Origin of the sequence: Streptococcus sp. SO4 (assembly GCF_030440055.1) — a bacterium.
Taxonomy (GTDB): domain Bacteria; phylum Bacillota; class Bacilli; order Lactobacillales; family Streptococcaceae; genus Streptococcus; species Streptococcus nidrosiense.
Genome location: NZ_JAQFJI010000008.1, coordinates 87,588 through 103,080 on the forward strand (window position 1 = coordinate 87,588; position 15,493 = coordinate 103,080).

General features: G+C 40.1%; 16 protein-coding genes. 1 reads left to right on the top strand and 15 read right to left on the bottom strand.

Features of this window, described 5'->3' with window-relative positions; translation table 11 throughout:
• The first annotated feature begins 23 nt into the window (after window positions 1–23).
• A complete protein-coding gene (locus PCY08_RS06265) occupies window positions 24–677 on the top strand; it encodes a hypothetical protein (RefSeq protein WP_301559787.1) in 654 nt (217 codons plus the stop codon).
• An 86-nt stretch (window positions 678–763) separates the two neighbouring features.
• On the opposite strand, the gene dnaJ is transcribed toward PCY08_RS06265, so the two are convergent.
• The 15 genes from dnaJ to rsmH all read right to left on the bottom strand — a co-directional run bounded on the left by dnaJ (window position 764) and on the right by rsmH (window position 15,442).
• The gene (dnaJ, locus tag PCY08_RS06270) at window positions 764–1,900 is read right to left on the bottom strand and encodes a molecular chaperone DnaJ (protein ID WP_060955286.1); all 1,137 of its coding nucleotides are present in this window, start codon (window positions 1,898–1,900) and stop codon (window positions 764–766) included.
• A 269-nt stretch (window positions 1,901–2,169) separates the two neighbouring features.
• On the bottom strand, window positions 2,170–2,802 hold the full coding sequence (locus PCY08_RS06275) for a DJ-1/PfpI family protein (RefSeq protein WP_301559788.1): 633 nt from the start codon (window positions 2,800–2,802) through the stop codon (window positions 2,170–2,172).
• A 214-nt stretch (window positions 2,803–3,016) separates the two neighbouring features.
• Window positions 3,017–4,840 carry a molecular chaperone DnaK gene (gene dnaK / locus PCY08_RS06280; protein WP_301559789.1) on the bottom strand — a complete coding sequence of 608 codons (1,824 nt, stop codon included), beginning with the start codon at window positions 4,838–4,840 and terminating at the stop codon, window positions 3,017–3,019.
• 316 nt (window positions 4,841–5,156) lie between these two features.
• Complete coding sequence (grpE, locus tag PCY08_RS06285) at window positions 5,157–5,672, bottom strand: nucleotide exchange factor GrpE (RefSeq protein WP_301559790.1); 516 nt, start codon at window positions 5,670–5,672, stop codon at window positions 5,157–5,159.
• A 26-nt stretch (window positions 5,673–5,698) separates the two neighbouring features.
• Window positions 5,699–6,733 (bottom strand): heat-inducible transcriptional repressor HrcA, encoded by a 1,035-nt coding sequence (hrcA, locus tag PCY08_RS06290; protein WP_301559791.1) that lies wholly within the window; start codon window positions 6,731–6,733, stop codon window positions 5,699–5,701.
• Between the two features lie 166 nt (window positions 6,734–6,899).
• Window positions 6,900–7,406 carry a DUF2812 domain-containing protein gene (locus tag PCY08_RS06295; RefSeq protein ID WP_301559792.1) on the bottom strand — a complete coding sequence of 169 codons (507 nt, stop codon included), beginning with the start codon at window positions 7,404–7,406 and terminating at the stop codon, window positions 6,900–6,902.
• 34 nt (window positions 7,407–7,440) lie between these two features.
• Window positions 7,441–8,016 (bottom strand): DUF2812 domain-containing protein, encoded by a 576-nt coding sequence (locus PCY08_RS06300; RefSeq protein ID WP_301559793.1) that lies wholly within the window; start codon window positions 8,014–8,016, stop codon window positions 7,441–7,443.
• Window positions 8,016–8,336, bottom strand: coding sequence for a PadR family transcriptional regulator (locus PCY08_RS06305; RefSeq protein ID WP_049508281.1), 321 nt, complete (start codon window positions 8,334–8,336; stop codon window positions 8,016–8,018). Before PCY08_RS06305 ends, PCY08_RS06300 begins: the two co-directional genes overlap by 1 nt.
• 118 nt (window positions 8,337–8,454) lie before the next feature.
• On the bottom strand, window positions 8,455–9,801 hold the full coding sequence (gene glnA, locus PCY08_RS06310) for a type I glutamate--ammonia ligase (protein ID WP_301559794.1): 1,347 nt from the start codon (window positions 9,799–9,801) through the stop codon (window positions 8,455–8,457).
• Window positions 9,802–9,836: 35 nt separating this feature from the next.
• Window positions 9,837–10,193 carry a MerR family transcriptional regulator gene (locus PCY08_RS06315; protein ID WP_301559795.1) on the bottom strand — a complete coding sequence of 119 codons (357 nt, stop codon included), beginning with the start codon at window positions 10,191–10,193 and terminating at the stop codon, window positions 9,837–9,839.
• 75 nt (window positions 10,194–10,268) lie between these two features.
• On the bottom strand, window positions 10,269–10,796 hold the full coding sequence (locus tag PCY08_RS06320) for an aromatic acid exporter family protein (RefSeq protein WP_301559805.1): 528 nt from the start codon (window positions 10,794–10,796) through the stop codon (window positions 10,269–10,271).
• A gap of 127 nt (window positions 10,797–10,923) precedes the next feature.
• Entirely contained in the window at window positions 10,924–11,904 is a 981-nt protein-coding gene (gene mraY / locus PCY08_RS06325; protein ID WP_301559796.1) for a phospho-N-acetylmuramoyl-pentapeptide-transferase, read from the bottom strand.
• A gap of 1 nt (window position 11,905) precedes the next feature.
• Window positions 11,906–14,161, bottom strand: coding sequence for a penicillin-binding protein PBP2X (gene pbp2X / locus PCY08_RS06330; protein ID WP_301559797.1), 2,256 nt, complete (start codon window positions 14,159–14,161; stop codon window positions 11,906–11,908).
• Window positions 14,162–14,164: 3 nt separating this feature from the next.
• Window positions 14,165–14,482 carry a cell division protein FtsL gene (gene ftsL, locus PCY08_RS06335; protein WP_301559798.1) on the bottom strand — a complete coding sequence of 106 codons (318 nt, stop codon included), beginning with the start codon at window positions 14,480–14,482 and terminating at the stop codon, window positions 14,165–14,167.
• Between the two features lie 9 nt (window positions 14,483–14,491).
• Window positions 14,492–15,442, bottom strand: coding sequence for a 16S rRNA (cytosine(1402)-N(4))-methyltransferase RsmH (gene rsmH, locus PCY08_RS06340; RefSeq protein ID WP_049530144.1), 951 nt, complete (start codon window positions 15,440–15,442; stop codon window positions 14,492–14,494).
• Between the last annotated feature and the right edge of the window lie 51 nt (window positions 15,443–15,493).

Sequence of the window (15,493 nt, forward strand, 5' to 3'; positions counted from 1 at the left end):
AACAGACCAGGGAGGGCATGAAAATGAAACAGTTTTTTAAAGTTCTGACGCGTATCATCCTGATCATTTGTGGTGGTCCCTGCCTTCTTGCAGCCCTGGCATTTCTAATACTGACCAATCTGTTCAAGGCCTCACCGAGTGACATCAAAAAAGGAAATAAAGCCTTAAAACAAATCTTCATCTCCCTTGACCTGCCTCCTGAGAAAGTAGAATCAAATGGAAAGTATCAATTCGAAGGCGGGGGGTTGGATTTTTATGTGACATTCTCTGATGATGTTGTCAATAGCCACCCAGTCCTAAAAGAAAGTCCAAACCTGACTAAAAACCGACTCAAAGTCTATGTCCTAAACACAGGAGATATTTCCTACCATTCAGTAGAGGACAACTTATTCAATCATGGTTTATCCCAATTTTTAGAGGAGGAAGGCGAGAAGTATTTCCGAGAAAACGGAAATAAATCACATTCTTCTTACACAATTCTAACTTTGAATGATCCGGAGAGCATGAAAAAGGGGATCGCATTCTATGAAAAAGCTTTGACCTTGGTGGATATTCAGGATAATTCGGCAATTAAGCACATTGATACCGTCACCATTAAACCTGGAAAAGAAGCGGAATTCAAGCAACTCATCCTGGAAATGGATGAGGCTGGCTTACTCACTCAAAAATATCAATAACAGACCAGTCGGAAAATGATTTCTCCCATGCTAACATTCTAAAGATTGCACGAAAAAGAGCCCGAAGGCTCTTTTTACTTTATGCTTTATTCTCCTTCAAAGGCATCCTTAATATGGTCAAAGAAGCCTTTTTTCTTTGGATTTACTTTTAAATCACCTGCAGCTGCGAATTCTTTCAAGGCTGCTTTTTGGCGGTCATTCAAACCTGTTGGGGTAACAACATTGACAGTAACATATTGGTCACCAAGGGCACCACCACGAAGGCTAGGCGCACCTTTACCACGTAGGCGGAATCGTTTACCAGTCTGAGTTCCTTCTGGAATGACTAATTCTACATCACCATGAACTGTAGGGATGTCTACTGTATCACCAAGTGCTGCTTGAACAAAATTGAGGTTCAAATTGTAGAAGATAGTAGTTCCTTCACGTTCAAACTTATCACTAGCTTCAACTGAAACCACTACGTACAAGTCACCATAAGGACCACCATTAAAGCCAGCTTCACCTTGACCAGCTAGGCGGATTTGTTGACCTGTTTCCACACCAGCAGGGATTTTTACGTGTACGCTATGGGCTTGTTTTTCATGACCAGTTCCATGACAAGTTGTACATGGATCTTTGATTTCTTGACCACGGCCATGACAGACATCACAGGTTACTTGGCGACGCATCATACCGAGCGGTGTTTGGGTATCAACATTGATCACACCTGAACCATGACAGCGTCCACAAGTAACTGGACTTGTTCCAGGTTTAGCACCAGACCCATTACAAGTACGACAGCTTGCTTCACGATTGTATTTGACTTCCTTTTCTGTACCAAAAATAGCTTCTTCAAAAGTCAAATGAACGCGATACTGGAGGTCGTCACCTTGACGAGGGGCATTTGGATTACGTGATGCACCGCCACCACCAAAGAAGCTTGAGAAGATATCTTCAAATCCACCAAAGCCACCTGCTCCATCGAAGCCACCGAAACCGCCTGCACCACCAAAACCACCATTGGCACCAGCAGCACCGTATTGGTCATAGGCAGCACGTTTCTGTTCATCGCTCAAAGTTTCATAAGCTTCTTGAACTTCCTTGTACTTGTCCTCAGCTCCAGGATCCTTGTTGATATCTGGATGATATTTTTTAGATAATTTCCGATAGGCTCTCTTGATCTCATCTTGAGATGCATTTTTCGAAACGCCCAAACGGTCGTAAAATTCAGTATTGTTCATACAAGATACTAAGAGCGAACAGAAAGCGACTGAAATTTAGGAAACCGACAAGAAATCCTGATTTCTTAGGAGGTTTATCTAATTTCCAAGCTTTCCGCTCGAGTTCAATTCCCCGAACGCTCTTTGTTCCTTTCTATTGATGTTGTGAATCAAACCACGAATTTAGGTCGGGTTCAATTCCTTTCTTTCATATTGAGTAAGAAACTTTAGAACTCGGGTTCAATTCCCCGAACACTCTTTGTTCCTTTCTATAATTTATAAGCAAATCTTTAGAGGATGTTTTCTATACTTCGCTTCACTTGATCAAACTCTTGGTCCGATAGAGTAAATATCAAATCCTCTTCTGAATATTCGTTCTGTTCTTTAAAATAGTTGTCCGTATTCTCTGCCAAACCTAGACTAAGAATTACTTTTCTTGCAAACTCTTGGTGCGCAAAGCCTATAGCCGTAATGATTTGTTTATCTTGCACAAGAACTTTCGGTTGGAAATTCTCACGTGGAAGAAATTCAAAATAGTCAAAGAAGTTTTGCCAAATGCCACCTGTAAATTTCGTATCCTTCAACAAGCCTGCTTTCGCCAATAAAAGAGGCGCTGAAGAAATGGCTGCAATGAGGATATCTTGCTCACCAAGACTTCTCAAAAATGAGATCAATTTCTCATCTTGTAGAGCAGAACCTATATTTACCATTCCTGGCAAAATCACACAAGAATAATCTTCTATACGGATTTGATCCAATGTTTTCATCGGTTGACAGGACAAACCATCCTCAGAGACCACCATCGAATTCTCAGAAGCTACATAATCAATCGTGATATCAAAAGACAGAGCTAAAGTACTCGTTAAAGTGGTTATCTCATACAGAGAAAAATTAGGATAAATGATACAAAGTACTTTTTTCATACGCAACATCCTCTATTTTACCGAAAAACAGAGGCTGGGTTGCAACCTCTGGATTTCTTCTTTTACTTACTAGTTTAAGTTTTAAAAATCAAACTAGTAATGCTGAATTGAGCACGCCCTAACCTCTTGGTGAAAAAGATAAATCTTTCTAGAAACTAAAGTTTCTGCGTCAGATTTCCTATTTTCACTGTGAGGTTTTAACGGGCTCTGCATCTTATTTTTCCGTAAACTCTCCGTCTACGACGTCATCGCCTGCGTTTCCTGTTGCTTGTGCGCCTTCTGCTCCTGCTTGGGCTTGTTGCGCTGCTGCGGCTTGTTCGTAGAGTTTAACGGCAAGTCCTTGTGCTTTTTCGTTCAAAGCTTCAAGTTTTGCTTTCATGTCATCCAAGTTGTTGTCTTCTTGGGCTTTCTTAAGCTCATCGAGGGCAGCTTGGGCAGCATCACGTTCTGCATCGAAGCCTTTACCTTCAGTTTCTTTGATTGTCTTTTCAGTCGCAAAGATTGCTTGGTCTACTTCGTTACGAAGGTCAACTTCTTCTTTACGTTTCTTATCTGCTTCAGCGTTAGCTTCTGCATCTTTCATCATGCGGTCGATTTCTTCGTCTGTCAAACCTGAGTTAGATTGGATAACAATTGTTTGTTCTTTTTGAGTTCCAAGGTCTTTGGCCTTAACAGATACGATACCGTTCTTATCGATGTCAAATGTAACTTCGATTTGTGGGATACCACGAGGTGCAGCTGGGATGTCAGTCAATTGGAAACGTCCAAGAGTCTTGTTATCTGCTGCCATTGGGCGTTCACCTTGAAGAACGTGGATATCAACGGCTGGTTGGTTGTCTGCTGCAGTTGAGAAGACTTGTGATTTAGATGTTGGAATAGTAGTGTTGCGGTCGATGAGTTTTGTAAATACTCCACCCATTGTTTCGATACCAAGTGACAATGGTGTTACGTCAAGAAGGACAACGTCTTTGACGTCACCAGTGATCACACCACCTTGGATTGCAGCACCCATGGCAACTACTTCGTCAGGGTTCACTGATTTGTTTGGTTCTTTACCAGTTTCAGCTTTAACGGCTTCTACAACGGCAGGAATACGAGTTGAACCACCGACAAGGATGACTTCGTCGATATCTGACAAGCTCAAACCTGCATCTGAAAGAGCTTGACGAACTGGAACTTTTGTACGTTCTACAAGGTCACGAGTCAAATCGTCAAATTTCGCACGAGTCAAAGTCATTTCCAAGTGAAGAGGTCCAGCTTCACCAGCAGTGATGAATGGCAAGCTGATTTGTGTTGAAGTTACACCAGAAAGGTCTTTCTTAGCTTTTTCAGCCGCGTCTTTCAAACGTTGAAGGGCCATCTTGTCTGTTGACAAATCAATGCCGTTTTCTTTCTTGAATTCTGCTACCAAGTGGTCGATGATTTTTTGGTCAAAGTCATCACCACCGAGTTTGTTATCCCCTGCAGTTGCCAATACATCAAAGACACCGTCACCCAATTCAAGGATAGATACGTCAAACGTACCACCACCAAGGTCGAATACCAAGATTTTTTCTTCTTTATCAGTCTTGTCCAAACCGTAAGCAAGGGCTGCTGCAGTTGGTTCGTTGACGATACGTTCTACTTCAAGACCAGCGATTTTACCAGCGTCTTTTGTTGCTTGACGTTGAGCATCGTTGAAGTAAGCTGGAACTGTGATAACTGCTTTAGTTACTTTTTCACCAAGGTATTCTTCAGCATAACCTTTCAAGTATTGAAGAATCATAGCTGAGATTTCTTGTGGAGTGTATTCTTTACCGTTAGCAGAAACTTTTTCAGAAGTACCCATCTTAGATTTGATAGAAATCACTGTATCTGGGTTTGTTACTGCTTGACGTTTTGCAGCGTCACCAACGATGATTTCACCGTTTTTGAATGACACTACAGATGGAGTTGTACGGTTTCCTTCTGGGTTTGCAATGATTTTGCTTTCAGTTCCTTCAAGAACTGCAACTGCTGAGTTTGTTGTACCTAAGTCAATACCGATAATTTTAGACATATGTTTTTCTCCTTAAATTTATCTTCTTTTTTTCTTTTTGATACTCTTCTTAAGTGGCGACGCCGTCAGAGCTTGACTTCGTCAATCTCTTTGACTAAACTTTGAGCCTCAGGTCTCAAAGTTTGCGAAAATACCGCCACGGCGAAGAGTATCGCCTCTGGTTCGCTACGCTCACTATTGGTAAAGCCGAACCGTTTCTTATCTTTCTTTCATAGTTTATTGTCATTTCGGACAAGTTTTCTTTTATGTTACGACACGAGGAGTCGAAATCGATATTATTTCGACGACGAGTTGCTTTAGCTACCGTCAGAATTGCCTAGTTATAAACCACTACCATAGCCGGTCTTAGGATGCGGTCATGGAGTTTGTAGCCTTTTTGGAAGACTTGTGCGATGGTATCTGCTGGATGTTCGTCATCTGCTGGAACGGTTTGAATAGCCATATGATAGTTATGGTCAAATTCTCCGTCTGCTGCGATTTCTTCGATCCCTTCTTCTTTCAGAGCATGTACCAAACTTTCTTGGACCATTTCCAAGCCCTTCTTCACATCATCTGTCAAACCTTCAACGGCAAGGGCACGCTCTAAGTTATCTAGTGATGGTAAGATTGCTTTTGCCAAATCTTGGCTGCGATAGCGTTGCAAGAGTTGACGTTCTTCATTGGCACGGCGCTGAATGTTTTGCATTTCTGCATGAGCTCGAAGATATTTGTTTTCAAACTCTTCGGCACGTTCATTTGCCAAGTCTAGTTCAGACTTCTCAGGAGTTGTTTCTTCAGCTGTTTCCACAACTTCCTCTTCTTTTACTTCTTCATTTTTTATATCTTGGGCCATTTTCGCCTCCTTTAATGATTTCAATCTTAATTCACTTCATAGTGATTGCTGCTGAGATAGCGGTAAAAATCCGTCAACTTCATAGTTAAAACTCGATTGACAACATTAAGTTGATTAACCAATTGTTGATAATCCAGATTTACCGGACCTATAATCGTAAGAATTCCAAATCCACGATAGGGAATCAGGAACTTACTGCTAATCACTGCTAAGTCAGCAAGACAAGATTCTTGGCTATCCGCAACTCGAACACTCTGCATCTGGTCTCCAATCAAATTCTCTCGAATTTCCAATGCTACTTTTTGTGGCTGATCAAAAAACTGATATGCCGCTAAATTAGCGAAATTCAAAAGATTGACTTTCCCAGAAACCACGATATTTTCATTGAACATTTCTTTGAAGATATGTTCGACAAGGTCCATGACGTTATCCGTTGTTGTAAAGTAACGTTGGATAACTTGCGGAATCTCTGTCCGAATCTTGTAGTGAATATCCAAAACAGTCTGATCCAGGAAACGCTCTTGAATCATGGTCTTTAGGCGATTTAGATCCTCCTGCAAGAAATTTCTCGGAATCAAAAACTGACTGGTAACTGTTCTAGACTCATCAAGCGTAAAAACTGCCAGAGCTGTATGTTGTCCGAGGACAACAATATCAAAAGCTGTTAGCTTCTGCCTACTTGGTTCTACATCCAGCGCTACAACCGTACAACCACTCAAGTCTGCCAAGATTTTCGTTGCCTCTTGAAGAATATCCTCAAGCTTGAAGAATTCCTGATCAAAGGCTTTTACAATCTCATAAACTTGATTCTCAGCTAAACGGTCAAAGGATAGGGAGTGTTTGACATAGTATTGAAAACCAGCTACGCTCGGCATCCGACCACTGGAAGTATGAGCCTTTTCAAGCAAGCCTTGCTTTTCTAGAGCCGCCATGTCATTTCGAATGGTAGCACTACTTGAGTTGATAGATTCTTGCAAGGCTTTGGATCCAACAGGTTCGTGCGTTTTGGTAAAGATGTCAATAATCAGATTTAAAATATTCTGCTGACGTTCTGTAACCATCTCGCTACTCCTCTCTGATAGATCGTTTTAGCACTCGACACATCCAAGTGCTAACTTATGATTCTATTATACACCCTTAAAAGAGAATGTCAAGACAAAAACTCAAAAAATTAGCACTCTTTTATCAAGAGTGCTAAAAATCGGTCTGAGGACCTAGAAACTATTGTCAATCAATCGGATATTTCCGTCTCAGTCTGTAAAAACTATAGATTAGATAAAAAATCATGAGAGCATATAGGGCAAAAATAACGAAAAAAGACTGAGAGAGACTTTCGCGAAACAGACTCATACAAACAACAAGACCACCAGAGATAGAAACTGTAGACGTACGAAGTCCAGATTTCACACCATCCCATCTAAGACGATTGTTCATAAAAATTTGATCGTTCGGAACTAAATCATCAGTTGCCTTTCGAAAAACAGAATAAGAACAATTTTCCACAAATTCCCATCCTCTATCCTTAATACTTTGTAAATCGACCTCATTTTTTCTAAGATAGCTAGTATTCCATACACAGTAAACCACATCATCTGGTTGGCATTGCTCAAAATAGAAAAAGCCAAAACGATTTGCTTTATATCTCCAACCTTTCAAATGCATCTCATGCAAATACTCTTCTACCTTATCCAAATCAAAAATGGTAAACATTCGAAATTGTACTTTGCTATTCATTGTCTGACCTCCAAATTAGAAAACATGCATGGTTTTATTTATCAGATAATTCTTTCCACTTTTGAATCAATCTCCAAAAAATATAAGAAATCTGAATCGCGAAAACTATCAATAAAGTACAGTCTATGATAACAATCAAAAACATTCCCCAACTGAAATAACTTCTTCCACTGAGTAACTTTGAGAAAACCGGTAGTAGCGCTGAAAAGAGAAGCAAAACAGGAAGCATCCGCATTGTTAAAATCTTCTTGACCATTGCTAACTTCCCGGCCGCGTCATTATAAATTTCAAACTCGGCATCCGACTCAACTCCAGAATAAAGCTTTCTAAAGTAGGAAAAACCATTAAAGTTTGTAATATGCTCCCAGCCACAGTCTTTATATAATTGTAAATAGGAAGCTCTCTCTGATTTTTTCATAGGATAAAAGTCCAACTGATAAACCACCTGCTCCGGTTGGCACTTTTCAAAAGTATACTTAACCGCAACTACTAAGTTAGAATAACTTACTTCCTTAAGTTTCCAGCCCTCAGCATGCATCTCTCTGAGATAGAGAGCCTCTCTATCATAATCCGCAATGGTACACATTCTATAAACAACTTTCTTTTCCATCAAAGCTCCTCCCGACTGTTTCTGTAGAGCCGTTCAATACGTTTCAACTCAATCTCTAAAACTTTTCGGCCCAAGTCTGTTATCTGATAGATTTTTCGTTTTTCCTCTTCTCGGACAAAGGAAATCAAACCATCCTTTTCCATCTTTGACAGGGTTCCATACATAGTTCCAGGACTAATTGAAACCTGTGAATCTGTCATCTCTTTGACTTTTTGTGTAATACCATAGCCATGGTTCTCCTTTTGCAGACAGAACAGAATATAAAATCCCGTTTCAGTCATGGGAAGGTAGACACGCCTAATCTTATCTGTTAATTCCATTTAACCAGACCTCCTATTTGGTTCGATATATCGTACTTCGTTATACAAAATATATCACACTTCGATACAAAATGCAAGAAAAAAAGATCGTCCTCACGGACAATCTTCTTATTTGTTATTAGTAAAGATCTAGGTAGTTGTCAATTTCCCATTGCGAAACGAAGGTCGCATAGCTTGCCCACTCGATACGTTTGGCTTCAAGGAAGCTAGTATAGATGTGCTCACCTAGAGCTGCTTTAACCACTTCGTCTTCTGTCAAAGCTTTCAAAGCATTGTGAAGAGTTGATGGAAGGTCTGTGATGCCAGCCTCTTTACGCTCTTCAGCAGTCATAATGTAGATATTTTCTTCGATTGGTGCTGGTGCTTCGATTTTGTTTTCGATACCGTTCAAACCAACTTCTAAAAGAACAGCCATAGCAATATATGGGTTCGCCATTGGGTCCACTGAACGCAACTCCAAACGTGTTCCCATTCCGCGTGATGCTGGTACGCGGACAAGTGGTGAACGGTTACGGCCAGCCCAAGCGATGTAAACAGGGGCTTCGTAGCCTGGAACCAAACGTTTGTATGAGTTAACGGTTGGATTCATGATAGCTGTATAGTTGTAGGCATGTTTGATCAAACCACCAAGGAAGTAGTAAGCAGTTTCTGACAATTGCATTCCTTTTGGATCATTTGGATCAAAGAAGGCATTGTTTCCTTCCGCATCAAACAAAGACATATTACAGTGCATACCTGAACCAGCGATACCAAATTTAGGTTTAGCCATAAAGGTTGCATACAAACCATGTTTACGCGCAATTGTCTTTACAACAAGTTTAAAGATTTGAATCTTGTCACATGCACGAAGAACTTCATCGTACTTAAAGTCAATCTCATGCTGACCTACGGCAACTTCGTGGTGACTGGCTTCTACTTCAAATCCCATCTTGGTCAAGACATTTACAATCTCACGACGGGTATTATCAGCAAGGTCTGTAGGCGCCAAATCAAAGTAACCACCCTTGTCATTCACCTCAAGAGTTGGGTCTCCATTTTCATCAAGCTTGAATAGGAAGAATTCTGGTTCCGGACCAAGATTGAAAGATTTGAATCCAACTTTCTCCATGTGATGAAGAGCTCGTTTAAGGTTGCTTCGAGGGTCTCCTGCAAATGGTTCCCCTTCTGTTGTATAGACATCACAGATCAATCCTGCGACACTACCGTTCTCATCTCCCCAAGGAAAGACTGTCCAAGTGTCCAAGTCAGGGTATAAGTACATATCAGATTCGTTGATACGAACAAACCCTTCAATAGAAGATCCATCAAACATAGCCTTGTTTGACAAGACCTTGTCTAGTTGTTCATCTGTAGCAGGAATTTCGACGTTTTTCATAGTTCCCAAAATATCTGAAAACATGAGACGGATAAAGGTTACATTTTTTTCCTTAACTTCACGACGAATATCTGCAGCTGTGATTGGCATGGTTTTTCTCCTTATATATGACGACTTGCGGTTGCCTAACCGCGACCAAAAGGTGATTGTTGAGAAGCGAAGCGACTTTGTTGGAGAACTTCATTCCGAAGGGCTCTTCGTACTTCAGTTTGACTCACTGGTTTCTTAGACTTCGCCTCACGTTCAGCATATTTTTTCTTGATGGCAGCAATGTTAAGACCTTCAGAGATATAATCTTTAATCTCAAGTAATCGATCCATGTCATTCAAAGAATACATACGACGATTGCCCTCGTTACGATTAGGCTTAATCAATTCCTGGTCTTCATAATAACGAATTTGGCGCGCCGAAAGATCGGTCAGTTTCATAAGACTACCAATTGGAAAAACTGCCATATTGCGACGAAATTCTTTTTCCTTCATGTACACTTCCTTCTTTCTGTCTATTATAGTCTAAAAAAATTCAATCGTCAATCAATAATGTTATATCTTGTGACATTATTTTGTTTTTTTCAGTAAAATGCTTCGTAAACGATCAATATCGTAATTTACAAGAATTGCTACAAAAACACCCATAAATGTTTCAAAAACTCGGGCAAATACGTACAAAACAGTCTCACCATTTGGAATTGATAAGGTAATAATCAACATAGCCGCAACTCCACCGATAACACCTGCTTTATTGTTCATAGCAACATTTGTCATAATGGTTAACATGGTACAAATTGGAACAACTAGGAGGGTTACCCAGAAGGCGCCATGAAAAAGATTATTTAAGAGAAAGAAAATCAGGGCATAAAAACCACCGATACTATTTCCGAGAATACGTGATGTCCCAAAGTGGACACTCTTATCAAAGTCTTCTCTTAAACTAAAAACTGCAGTAAGAGCTCCAATCTGAAGTCCTTTCCAACCAAAAAAACCAAAAATCATGAGAACTAAAAAAACAGCGATTCCTGTTTTAAACGTTCGCATCCCTAACTTAAACTTAGATTTATCAAATGTATACTTTTTAAAATAACTCATCATTTCAACTCTCTTTCTCCATTTTACCATAAATTTACCTATTTTTGAGATGGGGATGCAATAAACTGCTACAAATAGAAAAAGAGAAGGGCATAAATCCTTCTCTCTTATAATCAATATTCTATTTTTAGAATAAATACATGAAAGCCAAAGTCAAGAGACTAGCAAGTAAGCCCACTCCCCAGAAGAAGAAATCAACCTTCCACTCACTCCAAGCTTGACCTTTACCAGAAAAGCCCCCCAACTCAAAATGGTGGTGAACTGGCGTCATACGGAAGATGCGTTTCCCTCCACTCAACTTGAAGTAGCTGACCTGCATCATGACAGATGTTGTTTCAAAAACATAAATTAAGCCAATTAAAAGTAATGTCCATTCTTGGTGTAGAGCCATGGAAATAGCAGCCAGCATTCCTCCAAGAGCAAGACTTCCGACATCTCCCATAAAAATTTTTGCGGGTTTGTGGTTAAAGACAAAGAATCCAAGGAGACCACCAATCATAGCTAGAATTACAAGTAAGATATCCAACTGGTTTTGCACATAGGCAATCACTCCATAAGCAGATAGACTAATCACCACTGATATGCTTGCCAAACCATCAATCCCATCAGTCAAGTTAACAGCATTTGAAAAACCGACTAACCAGAAAAGAGCAAAGAGAATATAAAGCACACCCAAATGCAAAGGATAGCCAAATACATTTAAGATATCTCCCCCTCTTTCATAAAAGAAATAGAAGATTACTCCTCCAACTAATTGAAGTAGGAGTTTTTGCTTGGGATTGAGTCCTTCATTGATTTTACGAAAAACCTTGAGAAAATCATCAAAGAAACCAACCAATCCATATAAGACTAGGATAAAAAGAATCATCCCAGCATTATTGGTTAACTGATTCGTCGCAAGAGCAAGAACTAAACTAACTAAGACACCCGTTATAAGAAAGACGATCCCCCCCATTGTTGGGGTTCCGGCCTTAGCCTGATGTTGTTTCACGTCCTCATGCATCTGCTGACCGGTAATATGTGCCTTATGATAAAAACGGATAAAGACTGGAATTCCTACTACTGTAAGAACAAAAGCAACGACTCCAGCAAAGATAGAAACTAACATTCTAATCTCCTAATGTTATTTTTATTTTCTGTATGTTTTTTAAAGCTGTATTGGCACGAACACTTTGTTTCGTAACAGTTTGTCCAGAGCCTTCATATTCTACCTCGAGATTGAGCCATTTTGCAAAGGTTTCAACATTCTTCTTAGACCAACCATACAAGTCAGGCATCTCTTCAACCTTATCAGAGAGCAACAGAATTTGTTCGTTAGCATCTAAATTAGTCCCTTCTGATACTGAACTTTCTTTAATTTTTGTTCCTGAACCGATAACGATTGGTTGAACAAGATTACGTCGTAGCTCTTCTGCCAAGTCCCCAGGGCTATAGTCTTTTGTTGCAGGCATTGCATAGTTGGTTGTAGTTGCTACCTGATCTAAGCTTTTAGCTGTTGATTGGAGATTGAGCGATTCCTTCATAGCTGAAGCTCGCTCAAGAATAGGATTAGCAAATTCTCCAAACCAAGGTGTAGAAAAGTGTTCTGGCTGTTGAACCGTTACATACAAGATAAAATCAGGATTTTCAGCAGGATTCATAGTCACAACTGAGAAAATATAATTGGTAGAACCAACCAAGTATCCTCCATTTTTCTCATCAGCGATTTGAGCCGTACCGGATTTAACTGCTACATTTTGTCCAGGAACTGTTATAATTGGCTTTCCTGTGTAGTGATTATACATAGTTCCATATAGAGGGTCCGTCCCAACTAAGATCATGTGATTTCGAGTTGTGCTTGCTGCCTCTTTGGAAACAGGATTTCCTACTATTTCTTTTTGTGACTTACGTACAGACTGATTGTTAGTATCATAAATAGCACTTATAAATTTTGGCTCCAGCATAACTCCATCATTAGCAATAGCTGTAAAGGCACGAAGCATTTGTGTTTGTGTCACTGAAATTCCTTGCCCAAATGAGCTTTGAGCAATACTAACAATATTATCAGCTGGAAGTTGACCAGCGTATTCATCTGTCAAACCAAAGCGAGTTGGAACCCCAAATTTAAAGCGTTTTAGATAATCCAACCAAGTAGCATCTCCCATTTTTTGTTCAAGTAGACTCGTTCCAACATTACTGGAGTGAGCGAAACCTTGTGAGAAAGTCATCATCCCACCAGTAGTCAAACCAGCATTAACATCCCAATCTCGAGTCGTCGCATCCGCTATTTTGAATTCACTGCTATTGAAGTATTCTCCACTTGGGAAGGTATTATTATCAATAGAAGAAGCTAACATCATGACCTTAAAGGCTGATCCTGGTTCATAGTTACTTTGATAAAGAATATCACGCCAAACAAAGTCCTCAGTGATTCCTTCTTTAGTATCTGCATTAAAGGTAGGTCGTTGGGTGGTAGCGAGGATTTCACCGGTCTTTGCACTGACCAAGGTCGCGGTCATATACTTACCTTTTAGTTTTTCTTGGAAGGCATCCATTTGACTTTCCATAAAGGACTGCAAAGGACTAGATAGGGTCGTATAGACGTCTTTCCCGTTTACGGTCTGTTGGGTGACTTGTTCTGTACCAGGAACAATATTACCTAGACGGTCTTTTTCGTATGTAATAATACCATCTGTCCCTGCCAATAAACTATTTAAGGAACTCTCGATACCAGATGTCCCAATTAGACTTTTCGTGCCATCTTCATTTTCATGTAACTGTGCTAAACCAATAAAGGATGATGCAAATTTCCCATTTGGATAACTTCTATTTGGACTAGTCGTAAAATTAATACCCTCAACCTTAGCAGTTTCCAAGTCCTTTTTAATGGCCATCATGTTGGCGTAAGTGATTCCATTACCTTTAACACCAAAGGAAACTTGCTTAAGATTAGGTTGAGAAAGTTGTTCCTTGACGTAGGACTCATCCATATCTAGATATTTATGGAAGACTTCTGCAACTTTGTTGTACTGAGATTCTTCTACATAAAGAACATCACCATTAGCGGACTTATATTCTTTATCTATTACAGCATAAACATTATAAGAGGTCGCATCTTCTGCTATGGGAGTTCCATTACGATCATAAATAGTTCCTCTTTTAGCAGGAACAGTCAGAGTTGTTTGGTGGACCTTGCTTGCTTCCTTAACTAGGTCAACACCAAATTTTGAGCCTATACCAATAATTACCGCAAAGTTAACCAAAAAAACAGCAAAGAGAAAGACGGCTATGAGACTGAGGCTCTTTCCAACTCGTCTGCGGTTTTCAAGGGGAGATTTGCGATTCTTAATGGCAAAGTGTACTATTTTTTCTTTCCAAGTTTTCATATACTACTCCGCTGTTCGGATATTTTCATTATTTAGTTGCAGTTCTTGCGAATCCGCAATTCCTGTCAGACGCTCTGAACGGATCAATTCATTGACTTCTTGCTTAGCATCATCCAGCTCTGTCTTCTTTTCTTCAATCTGAGCATTAACAGTCGTTAGTTCACTCTGGACTTGCAAAAGCTTGGTTTGCATATAGACCACACTGATGGCTAAGACAAGGGCTGTAATGGCAATTGAAAGGTAAAAGGCCTTTTCAACACGTGAAAATCTCTTGATACGAGCTTGCAGTAATTGGCTCGTCGTTTCTCTTTTTTCTACCATTTTATCCCCTTACTTGTGAATTTTTCGAGCTACTCGTAGCTTGGCTGAGTGGGAACGATTATTGGCCTCCAACTCCTCCTTGCTTGGTAGAATCGGTTTGCGAGAGACCAATTCCATCTTGGGCTTCAGATCATCCGGAATGAAAGGCAAACCTTTTGGCACTTCCACTGTCGAAGCTTCCTTGAACAATTGCTTGGTCAAGCGATCTTCCAGCGAATGAAAGGTAATGACTGAGATTCTTCCGTCCACTGCTAGTAATTCCATAGCTTGTTGGATGGACTCATCTGCAGCTCCTAATTCATCATTGACCTCAATACGGATGGCTTGGAAAATTTGCTTGGCAGGATGACCTTTTTTCTTGAGTTCCTTGGCAGGCTTAGCAGACTTGATAATCTCGGCCAATTCTGTTGTTGTCTCAATCGGCTTCAACTCACGCGCCTGTTCAATCTTCCGAGCAATTTGCTTGGAGAACTTGTCTTCTCCATATTTGAAAAAGATTCGCACCAAGTCATGATAGTCATAATGATTGACAACCTCATAAGCTGTCAAACTAGCTTCCTGATTCATCCGCATATCCAGTGGTGCATCTTTTTTATAAGAAAAACCACGTTCACGTTGATCCAACTGAGGGCTTGAAACACCTAAGTCATAACAAATGCCATCAATTTCTTCTACACCCGCTTCTTGTAAACGGGCTTGCAAATGACGGAAGTTGTCTTTGATAAAGGTAACCATTCCTTTTTCGATATAAGGCGCCAGACGTTTTTGGGCATTGTCAATGGCATTCTGGTCCTGATCAAAGGCATAGAGATGCCCCTTTTCACTTAATTTACTTAATAAATACTCGCTATGGCCTGCTCCACCCAAGGTCGCATCAACGTAAACACCATCAGGTTTTACATCAAGCATATCAATGGTTTCATGGAGCATGACCGTTACATGATGAAATTCTTTAGTCATATCTTATCTATTTTACCACAATTCTGACTAGCTTGCACTCGCTAAAGCAAA